Origin of the sequence: Nitrospira sp., from assembly GCA_029194665.1 — a bacterium.
Classification (GTDB): domain Bacteria; phylum Nitrospirota; class Nitrospiria; order Nitrospirales; family Nitrospiraceae; genus Nitrospira_D.
On record JARFXO010000003.1, the window covers coordinates 71039 to 87719 of the forward strand.

Consider the following 16681-nt stretch of genomic DNA (forward strand, 5'->3'; position numbering starts at 1 on the left):
GATCTTCACTCGGCTGGTGAAATGCCTCCTCCTGGAGGGGCGGCCGGCGTTGCTTTCAACATGGATTTGCGCTTTGCCAGGGCAACGACATTGAGTATGACCAAGATGGTGAAGGGAGGGTTTGAAAGAAAATCTTCCGTCTTGTCCAGCAGAGAAGTGACGATCTGGTACAAACTGAACAGGACCAAGATTATGTTCAGGCGCCATGCGGTCTGCACAACCCTTAGTGTACTTGTTGAACCTAACCCACGCCAGGCGTAAGACAGCGAAAGAACGTGAAGCACAAACACAAGCAACGCGACGATGAGGAAAGCAGTCAGCGGTGCGAAACCTCCCTTCGATAGTCTGCTGATTTCTGTTGAAACTCGGACGATAGTTCCTAGTACGTACAACAACAGCATCGCGATGTTGGCAATGCGGAGCAGGCGAATCATCGTATCCATCGTGAAGGTCACAGACATCCTTTCAATTCTACGAGTGGCTGATCGGCTGAGAATCTGTTTGAGTTGGTGGATCTCTGGGCCGGGGCAAGGCCGGAGAAGTCGAATCGTCCATCCGTCGCCGCTCGGCTCTGAATCATAACTCTCGCCGTCTGCTAATCATACGGGTTCCTGGTCGAACAATAGAAATGGATTCACAGGAGGCGTTTATTCCGTCGCGCAGATTGGGAGCGCTCCGGATCGAGCGAGCTTGGTTTGGAGCTGGCGAGAGGAATCGAACCTCCAACCTGCGGTTTACAAAACCGCTGCTCTGCCGATTGAGCTACGCCAGCATCCCAATGATTTGAATGAGTTACACTTTTACAGACTCTCGGCCTTGGGGTCAAGTGTTCCGGGCGTGTTTCCCTGGAGCTATTTTCCAAGCTTACTGGCGGCCTGTACAACGTCCTCTTCCACACCGCGTTGTGTCACTGGAACGCTCGTGCGATCAGTGCGAGAGAGTAAGGTCATCCTCTGTCCGTGCGTGGCTGCCTCTGTCCCGGTGGAATGTGTGTGCTTGCCCTTTCTCCAGCATTCGCCGGCCCGGGTGTTCCTCGACTCGATCTGGGCGTGCTCGCTCGGGCCTGATCCGCTGCGCCGGTCTTTGCATGTCCTGGCTCGGCTGCACCGGTCTCGTCACTGGCCCGTGATTACGACGCAACCCCTAGCCGATGTTCCGCAAGCCGTCGGATCCTGACTTTGCGTTGATCTTTTCGCGCCTGCGCGAGATCATAGGCCGCCTGCATCCCCAACCACATCGCCGCGCCACCGCCGAACGCCTTTTCAAACCGCAAGGCCATATCCGGTGAGACGGCACTCTTCCCCCGGATGACGTTGTATAGCTGTTGCCTCGTCACCTTCATCGCCTTGGCGGCGGCCGCCACGCTCAGGCCTAATTCCTCGAGATTGGCTGCGACCAATTTCCCAGGGTGGACAGGATTCTTCATCATTATGGATGGCCTCTCAATGATAGTCCTCTACATCCACATCGTACGCATGTCCTTGAGTGAACCGAAAGGTGACCCGCCAGTTCGCCCGAACAGTGACAGCCCACGAACCCTTGCGATTTCCCTTCAACGGATGCAGGCGAAAGGTCGGTTGATTCATATCCTCAACCGTTTCTGCGGCGTTGAGCGCTGAGAGGATCAATCGCAGCCGGTCGAGCTGATCAGCCTTGAGCTTCCTCCCCTCGTCGTGCTCGAACAGAAGCCGCAAGCCCTTATGCCGGAAACTTCGAATCACCGCTGTGACTGTAAAACGTCATTTGACATTTGTCAACAGCGACAGATGATTGCCGGGTCACGTCACCCCGCAGGCAAAGCAGCTTTGAGCTACTCGCGTGGTCTTTCGAACGAGTCTTGCGCCGAATCTGCTGTCCTCGTCGGTCCATCGGAATTGTTCTGCCATGGATGGACGCTGGCCAGCCGCGCACTGATCGCCTGACGCAGCGTCCGCGCCAGCACAGATCTGTCACGGCCGCCGCTGAACGCTCATCCGCCCGTGCTTCTTCGGCAGTCCTCGCCCTGTCACCTCCGTTGACCTGTCCTGGCGCTTCGGTTTCTGCGAAAGCGCCAGTTCGTTCAACATGCAGGAGGTGCCATCATGGCCAAACAATCCGTCAAGCAACTCAACGTTCCACGCTTTATTCCGAGGTACCGTATCACGCTCGTGTCTGAGGGCGGTCACACCGCTCCCTGCGGTCTGCTTCGTGATTCCGCTGCCGCGGCTGCTGCGCTGCGTCCATGCTTTGCTGGTCTCGATCGCGAGCAGTTTCTCGTCTGTTGTCTCGATGCCAAGAACGCCAGCATCGGCGTGAACATCGTCTCGATCGGGTCGCTCACGCTTAGCATTGTGCACCCTCGTGAAGTCTTCAAACCGGCCATCCTCCTCAACGCCTGTGCGATTTTGGCCGTTCATAACCACCCCTCCGGTGCGCCAAGAAGCGCATAAGTAAAGTGCAACTCAGTTGTTCAAATACGGGAGTTATTTGATGGCGAGAGAAGCATGCCGTCGTCCATTAGGCGGATGGCGGTGTGAAGCCTTCTCGACAACGTGGCTGAAGCGTCCCCTACGACGCCGAGAGCTGCCAGCCAGAGTCTTGCTATGACTACGAAAGAAACTGACGTTCAACGCCTCGAAGGTTGGACCGCCCGTTATGAAGGTAGGGACAGGGCGGAGCTGCCGGAAGTCACATCTCGGATGGATGGGGCTGTCTCTGAGGGACAGGAATCGGCCACTCCAAACAGTACAGGTCGATTCCCCGGGAGCGAGCACGGCAACGCGCCGGGCAAGGGGTACAGTCAGAGTCTACGGCAAGGTGCAGACGTTACTTATGTGAACTTGGGAACCCTGTGCCGCTGTCTCGGCAACGAGATGAGGGGGCCTGAACCCGCATGCGGACAGGGAGCGGAGCCTCCATAGTAGTCCGAGGTTGGGAAAGCCAGCCGCATGGCGAAGGGAGGCAGTTCGATGAAGTGTAGGTTCAATGCAAACTAAGCAGGAGATTGGCGGTAATGCCACGATCGAAGATTGCCCAAAAGCAGCGAACACTAGCCGTCAAAGCCACTGATGATCCGGAATACAGATTTGACCGTCTGTATGACCTTCTACACTGGGAACCCTGGATTCATCACGCGGCCTCCGCCGTATTGTCCCGACCGGGGAGTCAAACGGACGGGGTTGATGGGACAACCCGCGACTACTTCAAAGACCATTATGAAACCCAAATGGTCATGCTCATCGAGCAACTGAAGCGCGGCACGTACCAGCCACTCCCGGTACGACGTGTCCACATCCCGAAAGCCAACGGAAAGAAACGGCCGCTGGGCATTCCGGCCCTACGTGACCGGATCGTTCAGGAAGGCATCAGGATGGCACTGGACCCGATCTACGAGAGCGATTTTCAACCCTATTCGTTTGGCTTCAGGAAAGGACGATGCACGATGGACGCGATTGCAGTGCTGATGCCACTGGCGAATACCAGCATGAAGCACTACTACGTGATCGAGGGCGATCTCAAGAGCTATTTCGATACCGTGAATCATCGAATACTCCTGCGGTTACTCAAGAAACGTATCGCGGACCGGAAGCTTTTGAGCCTGATCCATCGGTTTCTCAGAGCGGGCGTCATGGACGATCACCTGTTTGCCACAACCCGTGAAGGGGTGCCGCAGGGCGGGATCATCTCGCCGCTGCTGGCGAATGTCTACCTCAACGAGTTTGACAAATGGGCGGTGCAGAAATGGCAGGTGCCGCAGTCTGAGAGACGGAAGGCACGGTTATCGGGGCAGGGCAGCTATGCCATGGTCCGATATGCCGATGACTTCGTGGTTGTCAGCAATGACGGCATCGAAGGCGTTCGGCAGACCAAGGCGGCCATCAAGGCGTTTCTGGAAGGTGAACTCAAACTCACCTTGTCGGAAGAAAAGACCCTGATTACACATGTCAACAAGGGCTATGACTTTCTGGGCTTCACGGTTCGGAGAGTCAACCCGGAAGGACGCTGGGTGGTGCATCTCAGACCCACTCGGAAAAGTGTTCAGCACGTCAAAGCCAAGATCAAAAGCCTGACAGGCAGAAATCAAACGCTTTACGATGAGGGTACCAAAATGATGCAGCTCAATCAGGTCGTCCGGGGCTGGTGTGCGTACTACAAGCACACCTCCCTACACACGGATCTGGAGGCGATCAGTCGGTATGCATGGCACCGGTACCACGCTTGGCTGCTGGCCAAATACAAGGGTAGCCGGAAAGTGCAACTCATCACGGATAAATCACGCACCATTTTACGGCGGCAACGGTGGGTTGCCAGAACGGAAGGCATTGAAATCCATCAATGGCTCCCGTCGCCAAAGGAGCTCAAGCGCTCACGATACTACGCGAAGGGTCGGGCCGGCTTTGCTCACCCGTACCTCGTTGATGATCCTGAGCACCACACTCCGGAGGCCTTCAAGGGACCTGATCCGGCCATCTATCGAACCGTCAGAGGTCTCGATGAAAACCGGAACGTTCCTGAGGACTGGCATACGCGCCGGCTCAAGGTGCTCAAGCGGGACGGTTTTGCGTGCATCGTCTGCAAGGACCAGAACGATCTACAGGTTCATCACAAGAAGGGACTCAAGTCCTGGGCGGTGAAGGATCTGGAGAACTTATGCCGGACGCACCATCACATGGCGCATGGCTTCAGGGCTGGCTCATAATCGTCGAATGGAGAGCCGGATGCGGGGAAACTCGCACGTCCGGTTCGGGAAGAGGGATGGGAGAAATCGCGCATTGGAAGATGTGTATGACGCTCCCGTCCCTACTTCACGCGATCCCACGCCGAGCCCTGAAGATCGGACGCTCACTACACGACTGCGGGAAGCCGGAGACGTACTGGGCATCAGGCTACTCGACCATCTCATTCTCGGTGACGACCGTCTCTATAGCTTTGCAGATCAGGGCTGGCCGTTGTGAGGCGACAGCGAAAGCCCCGTCGCATCTACCGTCGATTGTTCTTTTGGGCAGATTGCCCATGTCGACACATTGAAGATTCCAAGTTCCTACCACTACTGGTGGTCTGCTTCTGATAAAGCGGACGCCTAGAAAATAGGCAACATGCTGACCTGTCCTTGCTTTGCGGTGACGCTTGCGTATCGCTCGACTTGCTCACAAACTTATCCCCAGAAGATGGGGACGACAAGATCGCGTAGGGAAGTAGAAAAGGTCCTTCACTAGGATTGCAAAGAAGTCCTGTCAATAGGTGTGTAAAGAGAATCAGGCGGCGACCTCCGTGTGCACCTGCTTACCATCCGCAAATCGGACTCCTCGATAGACCAGCGGCATGAGCCCCGGATGTTTCACGCGACGGAAGACGTGCTCTGCCACCAAGAGCATCTTCCAGATTACCACCGTCGCGTTCTTGACCAGTTTGAAGCGCTTCGCTGCATCTGTCCGCAAGCGGGCCGCAGCAAACGGCGATTCGATGGGATTCGACGTCCGCAGATGTTGCCAGTGCGGCTGCGGGAATCGGTAGAAGGCCACCAGCCGCTCCCAATCCGCCATGAGACACTTGGCCGCGTCGGCATCGCCGTGCTGTCCGCACCAGGCCACAAACTGGTCGCGCCGTCGCTCCGCCTCCCGGCGTGTCGGCGCTGCCGGAATCTGTCGGAGCAGCGCCGTGCCCGCGACTTGTTGCCGTTTCGGGAGCTTATCGAGCACATTGATGATCTTGTGATTCCAACAGCGTTGCTCCTCGGCTTCAGGATAGACTTGACGCAACGCCTTCCAGATCCCCAGATGCCCATCGCCGACCACGAGCTGTGGCGGCCGCAACCCGCGCTCCCGCAGATCGCGAAGCACCGCGCCCCAACTCTCGGTAGATTCCCGATACCCCGGCGTGACTGCTAATACCACCTTCCGCCCATCGCTCAACGCCGCCAGGACCACGAGCAGTGCGGCCTTCTCCTTCTCCAACCCGGCCTTCACGTAGATCCCGTCGACCCAGCAATACACGACTTCCAGGTCATCCACGCGTCGGGTTTGCCAGAGGGCTAACTCTTCATGCCATTTCTCCTTAGAGCCGCGCCACGGTCGAGCCCGACAGCGGCGCTCCCTCCCCTAACAGCCCCCGCAGCGCCAGCTCAAAGTCCCCCAGGGCCAGCCCATGCAGATAGAGCTCCGGGACGACCTCCTCGATCGTCGTGCTCTTGCGCTTGAACAACGGTAACACCTGACTGACAAACCGGGCTTCCGTGTCCCGCACCCGCGGCCGTTGTACCGTGACCGTGCCACAGCTCAGGGTCAAGCGACGGGGCTTCCCATAGCCATTCCGATAGCCGCGCTCATCGAGCGGAGACCGACGCTGCGATTTCTGACGCCCCAAGAACTCACTGACTTCCTGCTCCAGCACCTGCTGGATAAATCCTTGCACGTGGTTACGGACCCAGGTTTCCAAATTCTCCCACCTCATACTTGACGCTTCAGGAACCTTTGTGCTCTGCTTCTCCATGGCGGTGTTGTCCTCCTCTCTGGCTGAGCATCTCAGCCGGTTGGGTTTGGTCACCCGCGAGGATACACCGCCTTCATCTCATTCACACACCTACTGCTTATACCTCGATTGCAAATTGTTGCGGGTAGGAGTATTACGAGCATCCGTTCAACTTGGGTCGTAACCCTATCAGCATTATGGTGCAATGATTTCAAGCTCGTTAACTCAGATGACCGGTCACATTCCACACTACATTGTCGTCATTCACGGAATTGGGGACAAGTGTGATGGTTTTAGTGAGTGGCTTCAGGGCAAGATTAAATCCGAGTTTGCGAATACAGTTCTTAGGATTTCGTCTAACAAGCCGCCAGAAGATGCTATCCACTTCTGTGAAGCGCTCTGGTATCGAGTCACGCAAGAGGACCAGGACCTCCTTTGGGATACCGTGTTCCCTTTGATGAAAACGAGGAGCATTTCCAAAACAGAGTTGGCCAAGAGCCCGATGTCGCTGCTCCGCCGCCTCAAATACATGACTTTTTTCAGAAAGCTGGTGGTCAATTTTCAGGGGGATATCATCGCCTATATCGGATCGCCAGGTGCGAATAAGTACCGACTTATACATGACAAGATCTACCAAGCGTTTGAGGCCTGCGCCAAGGAGCTTTTTGCAAAAGCTGCCACTCCGCAGAGCCCCGTGTTATTGACAGTTGTCGGCCACAGTCTTGGCGCTGTCATAGCATCGGACATCCTGTATGACGCGTTGGTGAAAAGAACAAGATGGTGGCCCCCTCAGCTTCGTTTAGCAAACATGATGTCCTTAGGTTCGCCCCTAGCACTGTACAAACTGCGATATGGATCTGAGACAGACAGCTTTACGAAAACCATCACGATGCAGGACCAAAACGGGCGATGGATCAATTTTTACGATCCTCAAGACATAGTGGGTTATCCGCTCAGAGGACTCAATGAGACATATCAAAATGCCGTGTACCACGACAAAGAGATTAGCGTGGGTCAATGGTGGAATCCCTGGCATTTCATACTGCGAAGTACTCCCTTTAACCATAACCTTTATTTGAAGGACCGGACCGTAGCAAAAGCCATCGGCTGGAAGGCAGCCTTGGACTGGCTCCAAACCAATCGGCCCGACCTCGAACTGATGTTGAAGAGCGAATATGAACACTACGATCAATGGGTCAAGAAAACAGGGAATTGGTTTTCTTCTATAATTTCAGGGCGAAATATGGGTTAGACCAGAGTCGAGAGAACACCCGTTGGTCATTTAGATTGGCCCCGTTCTCCGTTGATCAAGTTCCCTACCGTCTGGAGGATACCGATGCCACATCTCCCACAACAGGGTATTCAACTCGCCAACAATGTGACCGAACTCACGGCTATTGCTCCTCTCATCCCAGGCGGAGCAGAGATCCTTCGGCAGATTTTTCAAGCCAAAAAGAAAGACGAAGAAAAAGGAAATCCCGGTCCTCTTAATATTATCGAAACTATTCACTATGCACGGTGGGTCATTCTCGACGGAGGAACTCGCCTCCTCTTTACGAGCAACTACGACGGGAATCTGGAGGATTATCTGGCAGAGTTTGCCGAGCGGGATGAAGTCCCTCTCAACACCATTTTCTCACAATGCGTGGGCTGGCCTGGGGCCAGACCGCTTGGTCCTTTCATTGAGTATGTGAAGGAGCACATAGTGCAAGCTGAGTATTACTATTCGGCGTATCCGCGACATACTGTCAAAGAGATTAAACGAGCGCTCTATTGGAAGAAAGAAACCGAAGCCTTCATTCACAGCCACCTAGAGGCTATGAGCGAGTTTGCCCGTGAATTGAAAGAGTATTGTGTTGTCAATCAAGCGGCGAGAGACGCATTGGGTAAATCACAGTATGTTAACTCAGTCGAGGGCTTAGAAAAGGCAAGGAATGACATCCGAGCTTTTTTAAAGCGTTTGGCTGCTCCTACACAAGAGACCGACAAAGGCTTGAAGGGGAACGAAGCATGATAACGAACGATGATTTACCGGACATTCAAGGTAACATTCTGACTGGGTACGGTGCGAAGGCCGCTACCTATCTCTTCTATCGCGTCGATCTTCTTGAAAAAGCACGGCAATGGTTAGGCACAATCTCCGAAAGAATTACAACGGAAGATCACGTCCGATCAAAGCAAGAGAAGCTGCGCACGTGGTTGAATGTGGCGCTCACATTTCAAGGGTTGAAAGCCCTTGGCCTCCCACAAGCATCTCTGAAGAGTTTCCCCGTCGAATTTCAGCAAGGGATGACAGAGCGTGCTCCTATCCTCTGCGATTTTGGCTCGAGCGAGCCTAAGAATTGGGACAGCCCTCTGGGAACCCCACAACTCCACATTATGGTTCTCGTACAGGGGGACAAGGAGACGGACTGCAAGGATCTCATAAAATCGCTTGAGTCCCAAATGATACCGCTGGTGTCCAGAGAGGCCTTAGAGAAGTCGGGGGTGAGTTTGCTGGGGCAAGAGAAAGCGACAGGACTTCCGGGAGACAAAGAGCATTTTGGGTTTCGTGACGGCATTAGCCAGCCCTGGATCGAAGGCATGGAGGAGCGGATGGGGGATCCGATTCAACCTCACGGTGGAAAAAGGACAATAGATGGACCTAAGCCTCTGAAGACCGGTGAATTCATTCTGGGACATGAGGATGAGCTGAACCGCATTCCTCAACCGCTCGTACCTCATGGGCTCAGCAAGAACGGCACCTATTTAGTGCTACGGAAGCTATCTCAAAAGGTCGCATTGTTCAGGGAGGAAATCGAAGCAAGGGCAGAGTATGTATTTGGAAAAGTGGAGGTCGAGAAGGAGGATCCAAAAAAAAGACAGCTCCTCATAATAAAGCGCAGAGAACACCGAGACCGGCTCATGGCCCTCATGGTTGGACGTTGGCCAAGTGGATGCCCTGTGGTCAGTTCTCCTGATAAGGACGATCCCTCATTTGCCACCAATGACAAGATCAATGCATTTAACTACGATGAGGATGGTGACGGTGCGGGATGTCCAATCGGTGCCCATATTCGGAGAATGAATCCTCGTGATTGGCATCCAGGAAAAGATGGCAAGCCTGTGATTGAGCCAATTAGCACGAGACATCGGATGATCAGACGGAGCCTTCCCTATGGACCGGAACTACTCGAAGAGCCAACACAGGACGACATTAAAAAAGAGCGTGGTCTGATGTTCGTCGCCTTGGTCGCCGATATTGCACGTCAATTCGAGTTTGTCCAACGCCATTGGATCAATGATGGAGATTTCTTCCAGCTGGATAAGAATGAACGCGATCCGTTGATGGGGAGCAACTGTGACAGGAGAGATGTCTCCTCGTCCAAGCCCTCTCATGTGGAGGATCGCCGCAAATTCACCGTTCCCGCTGCGACCAGACTTCCATGGGCCCTGAACCTTCCTGAATTTGTCACCACCAAAGGTGGAGAATACTTTTTTCTGCCGAGCAAGACAGCCTTGAAGGCGTTGGCCACAAGGAGGTTCTCCTCATTTAAGGAAGCCTTTGATCTGACTACGACCACCATAACTGATCCTCGTGCACGAGCACGGGCTCAGAGAGGTCTCATTCAAGAATGGCTGAATCACTCTCCATATGAGACCTTACAGGAACTACTTCACAAGGAACCAAATGGCCGGTTCACGGCTCCGGGGTACCCAGGTGACATGATGCCGACGATGATTGTGACGAAATACGCCGATGTTTGCGAAGTTCTCACAAACCCAGATATGACCGTCGAATTATATAACCAGAAAATGGAAGTCAAAAAGGACCCGGACTCTCCAAGGCCTCCACGCGGTCCGTTTATTTTGGGGAGAAACCCAGACGATCCGTTTTATCAGAAAGAGCAGACTTGTATAGCAGCTGCAATCAAAGCCACAATTCCAAAGCTCGGTAGCCTTCTCTCAACTATACTGGATACGGTCTTCGCGGATATCAAGACGAAGCAGCCACGGATTGATGTTATTGAAGATCTCGCCTGGCGTGTACCGATCGAGCTTGCCGATCACTTTTTCGGAGTGCCTGGACCGGACCAGGCCATCCTCAAGAAATGGCTCCGGGACATCTACAAAGATACCTTTCATAACCTTCAAAAAGACACGGTATTCCAACGCAACGCAGACCTGGCAGTTGCTGGGATGAGTTCCTATTTGGATGGGCTCATTCAGCAACTTGCCCGATCAGGCGGCTCTCCAAATTCCGTTTTGGAGGAACTGATAGCAATCCAGAAGAGGGAACCGGATCTCGTCCGAGACTTTGCGAAGCGGAATATCATGGGGCTCCTGGTCGGATTGGTCGACCCCACCTTGAAAACTATTGCTCGCACGGTCGACCAGCTCATTCGTCGGCCAAAGGAATTGCAAGAAGTGCATGATGCCGCAACAGGAGGAAACCGGGATCTTGTTCTCAGATATGTGCTTGAAGCGATGCGATTCAATCCCATGAGTCACGTCCTCTACCGGAAGTGTCGGAAGGACGTGACGATTGCTGCCGGAACACCGACAAAGCTGACGATCAAGGAAGGAACAATGGTATTTGCCTCAACCATGACTGCCATGTTTGATAAAGAGGGGCCATTTAAAGATCCAACAGTCTTCCAAGTGGGCCGTAATCCTGGGGACTACCTTTTCTTCGGTTATAGCTCTCATAAATGCATGGGGCAGCATCTGATTACAATCGTCATCCATGAGGTCTTCATGCATTTCCTGGCATTTAAGAATCTTCGCAGAGCCAATGACGATCCATTTAACCCTTTCGATCATGTTCCGGAACACCTCTACCTCGAATATGACCTCTGAAAGCCTACCATCCCATGTCCTTGATGGTAAAACCCTTTCGAGGCCAGAGATGGCTTCTCATCGCGCTGTTCGTGAGCTGTGGGACGCCATCCTTGTCTCATGGTGAGGCCTTTCGTGTCCTCGATCAAGGCGCGGCCGCATCCGGTCAAGGGACGGCCTTTGCCGCGCAGGCGGACGACCCATCAGCGGTGCACTATAATCCTGCAGGAATGACCCAGCTGCCTGGTGTTCAATTCTACGGTGGTATCATGCTGGTCGGCGGGCATTACGACTTCACGAGTGCCAACAACACGAGCTACAGGGCAAACCTGGATGGTGCGATTGCGGTCCCACCACCGATGAATTTCTATGTTACGGCCAATTTGTCCCATGTAGGCAACGCGTTCTTCAAAAATCTGAGTATCGGACTAGGCCTTAATTCCCCGTATGGGCTGATCATCAATTATCCTAGGGATGTTCCCTTCAGGGCTTTGAATACCGACGCTACGCTGCCCTTACTCGATATCAAAGCAACCCTCGCGTATCGAGTCAATGACTACCTCTCGATTGGCGGGGGTGTGGATATCTATACATTTACCAGTTTGGCCGGGGCGGGAGCCCTGCAAAGTCATTCGATTGTTCCTCCAAACACCGATCTCGAGTTGAATGCGAAAGATACTGCATTCGCCTACAATGTTGGACTGCTCCTAACTCCATGGCGTACTGAGGGGCAGCCTCGCCTGAACTTGGCATTTGTGTATCGGAGCCAGACCACACTCAATCTACAAGGAGAGCTTCTCAGAAACGGAGTGCGACTTGCGGATGCCGAGGTAGATTTGACCCTTCCCGAAATCGTGACAGGCGCAGTGGCCTATTGGCCGATACGCGATGAGAGCCGAGAGTGGAAACTCGAGGTCGATGTCGATTACGCCAACTGGCATAGCTTCAAGCAAGTCGATCTTAGGTTGAGCAACGGAACGGTACAGCCAAAGCCTCGCAATTGGAATGGAGTATTCATTATCCGCACCGGCACCGAATATAAATGGATTCGTCCGTCCATTCTCCCTGAGTGGGACATTACTGCACGGTTCGGATATATTCGTTCACAAACTCCAGTGCCGGAACGGACGTTTGAACCGGCCGTTCCAGACGCCAACTACAATTCCTTCTCCGTGGGGCTAGGATTTCATTGCAAAGGAAAAGGAAATTTCCTTGGGTTCATCAAGTGCCAGAACCCACTCGTGGGCCCTGTAAGCATAAAGGGTGTTGGACTTGATCTCGCCTACAAGAATCAGATTTGCGAGTCGCGTACTGTCACAAATAATATCCTGCCCGTCGTGAACGGCACGTGGGAGACGCTCCTCCATGCTGGTGTGATGAATATTCGGATGAATTTCTGAAATTGACTGGTCTCAGATACAAAAGTCGGTCTTTTGAGATCTTACGGTGGAGAACCCATGGTCGGTAGACTGGCAGACTCAGAGAGTCCATGTGCCGCTAGGGCACTTGAAGATTTATTCCCACCGACTTGTCGAATTCTCGACCGTCCAGTGATGCTGTATAGGCCATTCGGTAAGAATATCGATGGTGCAGTCATCAAAGACATGGCCGGAGTATCCATCAAGTCGAATGTCGAGCACCTGGAGGAATACGTCACTCAGACGCAAGGGAACCAAGCAGGTGAGGAAGTAGTGACTGTGTTAGTACAGCGTTTAAACGAGCGTATCCCTGATCGGTCCTACCACGTCACACCAAGGCTTTTAAGAAATCCATGGGCCAGCTACTCAAATGAGTTCACAGCATATCTGGTGGAGTTTTGTGTTGAGCTGTCAGGCGACCACGACTTTCAGTTCAACATGGGACGCAGCAAGCTTATTCCCCCGCTGGTCCAAACCCTTATGCGACCATTTTCCGTACTGAGTATCTACAAGGGAGCAACACGATGGATAAAACACTATGCTAAGAATTCTTATGACCTTGAAGGAATAGTAGTGACCGAGGGGAGCGCCATTCTTCGCCTGAGTCTCATGGAGCGAGCCTTAAACCAATTCGGACCATATCGTCGTGCGTGCGCCAAGATTTGGTGTAATGCCATCAAAGTGGGGGTGTCAATCGTTCCACAAAAAGTTCACGGCCTTGAACCAGCGGCTATTGTAGAACGCAAGTGCATGACGAACGGTGACGATTACTGTGAATGGGAGGTCTCGTGGAAGGAGCCAACTCGTCGGTGGGTTGGAACGCAGGTAGTCGAACAGGTGGCACGCCGTGTACTACAAAACGAAATCGTCCATCGTGAGCGCGTGATTGAGGAGCAAACCTCCTCGCTCAAGACTCGCCACGAAGAACTGGAAGCCTCCAACGTTGAGCTACAGCAGACCGTTGTGGAGTTGCAGCGAAAAGTCAATTACTTGGTGACGCTTCACGAGGCCAGTATACGCTTTACTTCTCTAAAAGACTCGGAAGCTCTTCTTCAAGATGCCTTAGAGATCCTCAGGCACAAACTTTCGTATGACCGCGTCATGATGTGCTTCTTTGACGAGACCCGCAAGCTCTCCCATGATGCCAGGATTGTAGGAGTGACGGATGAGCTTACCACGTTTGTTCGGAAGCTTGAGATTCCCGTAACCGATCCATTGACGATCGAAGGCACAGTTCTTCTTCGTGGTCTGTCGGTATTAGTCCAGAACTCTCAGGAGTTACTCGAACGGCTCCATCCTTTACATAGAGAACTGGCATTGAAGATTGGCAGTCAATCATTTGTGGCAGTGCCGCTTAAAACCCAGAACGGCGTTCTCGGTTCTTTGACTGTTGACCGCGCCCAGCCAAATAGTCTGAGCCACGATGATGTCGAGATCATGACGACATTTGCTAGTCAATTAGCCATCGCGATCGATAGTGTCACTGCCTATCACCACATTGAGCAAATGAACGCGAACCTTGAGCAGAAGGTGTTGGAACGTACCGTGCAGCTTGGGGTTGCCAATGAGCAGCTGAAAAAGTTGGATCAGATACGATCGGAACTTTTACATGCAGTTTCCCATGACCTTCGTCAACCGATGGCGTCGATCCACTCGCATGCTGAAAATGTGCTGCAAGGTCTGTTTGGCCCAATTAACGAGAAACAAGCTGAGAGATTGGCAGAAATTCTTTCCGGCGTTGACCGTGTGATGAAGATGAGGGAAGCCCTTCTTTACCTTGCTCAAATAGAGTCAGACACGCCGGTGCTTCGACCCGAATGGATTGATCTCCAGAAGCTTGTCGGTGCAGTGGCTGACAGCTTACGTGAAACCATGCGAGAGAAAGCGATCACGTTCGAAACATTCCAGCTCGATGACGCCATCTTACTTGAGGCAGATCGATATATGCTGATACAGATTCTGACGAACCTATTGGAGAATGCCGTGAAGTTCACTCCTCCTGGCGGACACGTTCAAGTCCTGAGCAAGATCCAAAGCGAGGGATATGCCGAAGTACGCGTCACGGACTCTGGTTGCGGGATCGTGCCAGACGATATTCCCAAGGTATTTGAGAAGTTCTTCCGTGGAGCATCGACTATGGGAACAATCCCAGGATCCGGCCTCGGGTTGGCCATTGTAAAACGTTTAGTTGAACTTCATGGAGGTAAGGTCGGAGTAGAGAGTACAGTTGGGGTCGGGAGTTCATTCTTTGTTACGCTTCCCATGAACCAATCATCCTCATTGTCACATGCCCCTTAATGTGTTTGAGTAATAAAGCTGACCCGTATATCCAGCCCACCCAGGGCGTTCTCATTTAGATCCGTATTAAATGTGTTCCATCGAAGATTCTCAGGGGCATTTCAACGGAAATATCCATTCATCAATAAGGTAGAGCCAGATGCCAGCGCGAATACTGATCATTGACGATGACCTCACGGTTTTACAGCCGCTTGAGGAACGATTGAGCTATATGGGTCATGATACCTTAACGGCAACCACCGGCCAAAAGGGGCTGGAGCTGATCAAACAGGAACAGCCCGAAATTGTAATTTTAGACTTGGAGCTTCCAGATATTCGGGGAATGGAGATCCTTCGGCAAACCAAAATGGGTGCTGTGGGCAGCAGCAAAGGAGGGGAAGGATCAGAACCACCCAGTAGCCAGACACCTCCTGTGATTATTATCTTGACGGTCGTTGGGAGTATTCCCACGGTTGTGCAAGCGATGCAGCTCGGTGCATTTGATTTCATCCCCAAGCCTTACACCGCGGCGCACTTATCAGTCGTGATTGATAAGGCTTTGCAGAGCGTTGTTCGCCATCGTCGTTACAGCACGCTTCGCAGAGAAGTCGATAACCAATTTCTACCGATTGCCTCAATCAACAAGAAGATGCTTGAACAGGTTGAGGAGGCGAAAAAGGCCGCGGACACAGACCTCACTGTCCTGTTGCTTGGGGAGACGGGGACGGGCAAGGAAGTGTTCGCCCGTGCCATTCATCGGGGGAGTTCCCGTTTAGCGGGACCATTCGTTCCGGTAAACTGTGCGGCATTTCCAGACACATTGATTGAGAGCGAGCTGTTCGGCCATGAGAAGGGCGCGTTTACCGGAGCCACATCGATGAAGCGTGGCCAGTTCGAACAAGCTGATGGTGGGACCATATTCCTAGACGAAATCGGTGACATGAGTCTCCCCGCTCAGGCTAAGGTGCTGCGCGTACTACAAGAAAAGACATTGAGGCGAGTGGGCGGGACCAAGGAGATCTCGGTCAATGTGCGGGTCCTCGCGGCGACCAATAAGGACCTACGAGAGGAAATCAAGAATAAACGGTTCCGTGAAGACCTCTACTACCGTCTCACGCCGGTTCGGATTTGTTTGCCACCTTTGCGTGAGCGCATGGAAGATGTACCGAACTTCGTCGAGCACTTCCTCGCTCAACCAGGTCGGCTAGGAGTGAACAGACGCTGCAAGATTAGCCACGCCGCTCTAGATGCACTCCAGCGATACCCTTGGCCTGGCAATATCCGCGAATTAATGAACGTGCTGGCTGGTGCCCTCATGCGATGTACTCAAGATACCCTTGAGCCTGAACACTTTTCATGGGATGCCTCCCTTTCTGTGTCACCTTCAGAGTCAGTTGCGGAAAGCGACGAAGAGACGGGTACTGGCTTATTCAAGGAGAGGACAAGCGCCTTCCAAAAATCGATCATAGAGGAGAAATTGCGTGACAATGGAGGGAACCAGACGAAGACGGCAACGGATCTCGGCATTACCAGGGGCCATCTGACCAAGCTGCTGACCAAATTCAAAATCTCTCGTGGCAGCTGACTGGCAGCTGGAGTGTATCAGTTTCTGCCAACACCCCTAGCATGGCAGTTGGACCGCATCGAGCCCCATCACCCCGCCCAGCTCAGCATCATTTCCAAATTTTCGCTGACTCTCACGGTATCGTCCGAGCCTGTAT

The 16681-nt window shown here is 53.1% G+C and carries 13 protein-coding genes, 1 tRNA gene and 1 pseudogene; 9 read left to right on the top strand and 6 right to left on the bottom strand.

The annotated features are described in order from the left end of the window. Nucleotides 1-5: 5 nt before the first annotated feature. From P0119_09790 to P0119_09805, 4 genes are all read right to left on the bottom strand, one after another. Entirely contained in the window at nt 6-461 is a 456-nt protein-coding gene (locus P0119_09790) for a hypothetical protein (protein ID MDF0666344.1), read from the bottom strand. A gap of 235 nt (nt 462-696) precedes the next feature. Beyond that, a tRNA-Thr gene (locus P0119_09795) sits at nt 697-772 on the bottom strand. Nucleotides 773-1129: 357 nt separating this feature from the next. Continuing rightward, nucleotides 1130-1429, bottom strand: a complete 300-nt coding sequence (locus tag P0119_09800; protein ID MDF0666345.1) for a HigA family addiction module antitoxin — start codon at nt 1427-1429, stop codon at nt 1130-1132. Between the two features lie 13 nt (nt 1430-1442). Further along, on the bottom strand, nt 1443-1721 hold the full coding sequence (locus P0119_09805; protein ID MDF0666346.1) for a type II toxin-antitoxin system RelE/ParE family toxin: 279 nt from the start codon (nt 1719-1721) through the stop codon (nt 1443-1445). Between the two features lie 360 nt (nt 1722-2081). Here P0119_09805 and P0119_09810 point away from each other — a divergent pair, with 360 nt between their 5' ends. The 3 genes from P0119_09810 (at nt 2082) to P0119_09820 (ending at nt 4934) form a co-directional block, all read left to right on the top strand. After that, entirely contained in the window at nt 2082-2429 is a 348-nt protein-coding gene (locus tag P0119_09810) for a JAB domain-containing protein (protein ID MDF0666347.1), read from the top strand. 563 nt (nt 2430-2992) lie between these two features. After that, on the top strand, nt 2993-4678 hold the full coding sequence (gene ltrA / locus P0119_09815) for a group II intron reverse transcriptase/maturase (protein ID MDF0666348.1): 1686 nt from the start codon (nt 2993-2995) through the stop codon (nt 4676-4678). A gap of 19 nt (nt 4679-4697) precedes the next feature. Continuing rightward, entirely contained in the window at nt 4698-4934 is a 237-nt protein-coding gene (locus P0119_09820; GenBank protein ID MDF0666349.1) for a JAB domain-containing protein, read from the top strand. Nucleotides 4935-5234: 300 nt separating this feature from the next. Here the strand turns inward: P0119_09820 and P0119_09825 are convergent. Further along, a pseudogene (locus tag P0119_09825) lies at nt 5235-6023 on the bottom strand (IS256 family transposase). Between the two features lie 10 nt (nt 6024-6033). Then, nucleotides 6034-6468 (bottom strand): transposase, encoded by a 435-nt coding sequence (locus tag P0119_09830; protein ID MDF0666350.1) that lies wholly within the window; start codon nt 6466-6468, stop codon nt 6034-6036. 208 nt (nt 6469-6676) lie between these two features. On the opposite strand from P0119_09830, the gene P0119_09835 reads away from it, so the two are divergent. The 6 genes from P0119_09835 to P0119_09860 all read left to right on the top strand — a co-directional run bounded on the left by P0119_09835 (nt 6677) and on the right by P0119_09860 (nt 16545). Beyond that, nucleotides 6677-7699, top strand: a complete 1023-nt coding sequence (locus tag P0119_09835) for a hypothetical protein (protein MDF0666351.1) — start codon at nt 6677-6679, stop codon at nt 7697-7699. 84 nt (nt 7700-7783) lie between these two features. Further along, complete coding sequence (locus tag P0119_09840) at nt 7784-8461, top strand: hypothetical protein (protein ID MDF0666352.1); 678 nt, start codon at nt 7784-7786, stop codon at nt 8459-8461. Beyond that, a complete protein-coding gene (locus P0119_09845) occupies nt 8458-11286 on the top strand; it encodes a Dyp-type peroxidase (protein ID MDF0666353.1) in 2829 nt (942 codons plus the stop codon). Before P0119_09840 ends, P0119_09845 begins: the two co-directional genes overlap by 4 nt. Before the next feature lie 92 nt (nt 11287-11378). Next, nucleotides 11379-12665 (top strand): outer membrane protein transport protein, encoded by a 1287-nt coding sequence (locus P0119_09850; GenBank protein MDF0666354.1) that lies wholly within the window; start codon nt 11379-11381, stop codon nt 12663-12665. A 57-nt stretch (nt 12666-12722) separates the two neighbouring features. Continuing rightward, nucleotides 12723-14981 (top strand): ATP-binding protein, encoded by a 2259-nt coding sequence (locus tag P0119_09855; protein ID MDF0666355.1) that lies wholly within the window; start codon nt 12723-12725, stop codon nt 14979-14981. Nucleotides 14982-15120: 139 nt separating this feature from the next. Next, nucleotides 15121-16545: a sigma-54 dependent transcriptional regulator gene (locus P0119_09860; protein MDF0666356.1), complete on the top strand. Its 1425-nt coding sequence runs from the start codon at nt 15121-15123 to the stop codon at nt 16543-16545. The last annotated feature ends 136 nt before the right edge of the window (nt 16546-16681 follow it).

Excerpts from the sequence above, each read along its gene's own strand:
- P0119_09810 (MDF0666347.1), top strand. The coding sequence starts at position 2,082 with ATGGCCAAACAATCCGTCAAGCAACTCAACGTTCCACGCTTTATTCCG.
- P0119_09830 (MDF0666350.1), bottom strand. The coding sequence starts at position 6,468 with ATGGAGAAGCAGAGCACAAAGGTTCCTGAAGCGTCAAGTATGAGGTGG.
- P0119_09855 (MDF0666355.1), top strand. The coding sequence starts at position 12,723 with ATGGTCGGTAGACTGGCAGACTCAGAGAGTCCATGTGCCGCTAGGGCA.
- P0119_09790 (MDF0666344.1), bottom strand. The coding sequence starts at position 461 with ATGTCTGTGACCTTCACGATGGATACGATGATTCGCCTGCTCCGCATT.
- P0119_09835 (MDF0666351.1), top strand. The coding sequence starts at position 6,677 with ATGACCGGTCACATTCCACACTACATTGTCGTCATTCACGGAATTGGG.
- ltrA (MDF0666348.1), top strand. The coding sequence starts at position 2,993 with ATGCCACGATCGAAGATTGCCCAAAAGCAGCGAACACTAGCCGTCAAA.
- P0119_09800 (MDF0666345.1), bottom strand. The coding sequence starts at position 1,429 with ATGATGAAGAATCCTGTCCACCCTGGGAAATTGGTCGCAGCCAATCTC.
- P0119_09860 (MDF0666356.1), top strand. The coding sequence starts at position 15,121 with ATGCCAGCGCGAATACTGATCATTGACGATGACCTCACGGTTTTACAG.
- P0119_09845 (MDF0666353.1), top strand. The coding sequence starts at position 8,458 with ATGATAACGAACGATGATTTACCGGACATTCAAGGTAACATTCTGACT.
- P0119_09840 (MDF0666352.1), top strand. The coding sequence starts at position 7,784 with ATGCCACATCTCCCACAACAGGGTATTCAACTCGCCAACAATGTGACC.
- P0119_09820 (MDF0666349.1), top strand. The coding sequence starts at position 4,698 with ATGCGGGGAAACTCGCACGTCCGGTTCGGGAAGAGGGATGGGAGAAAT.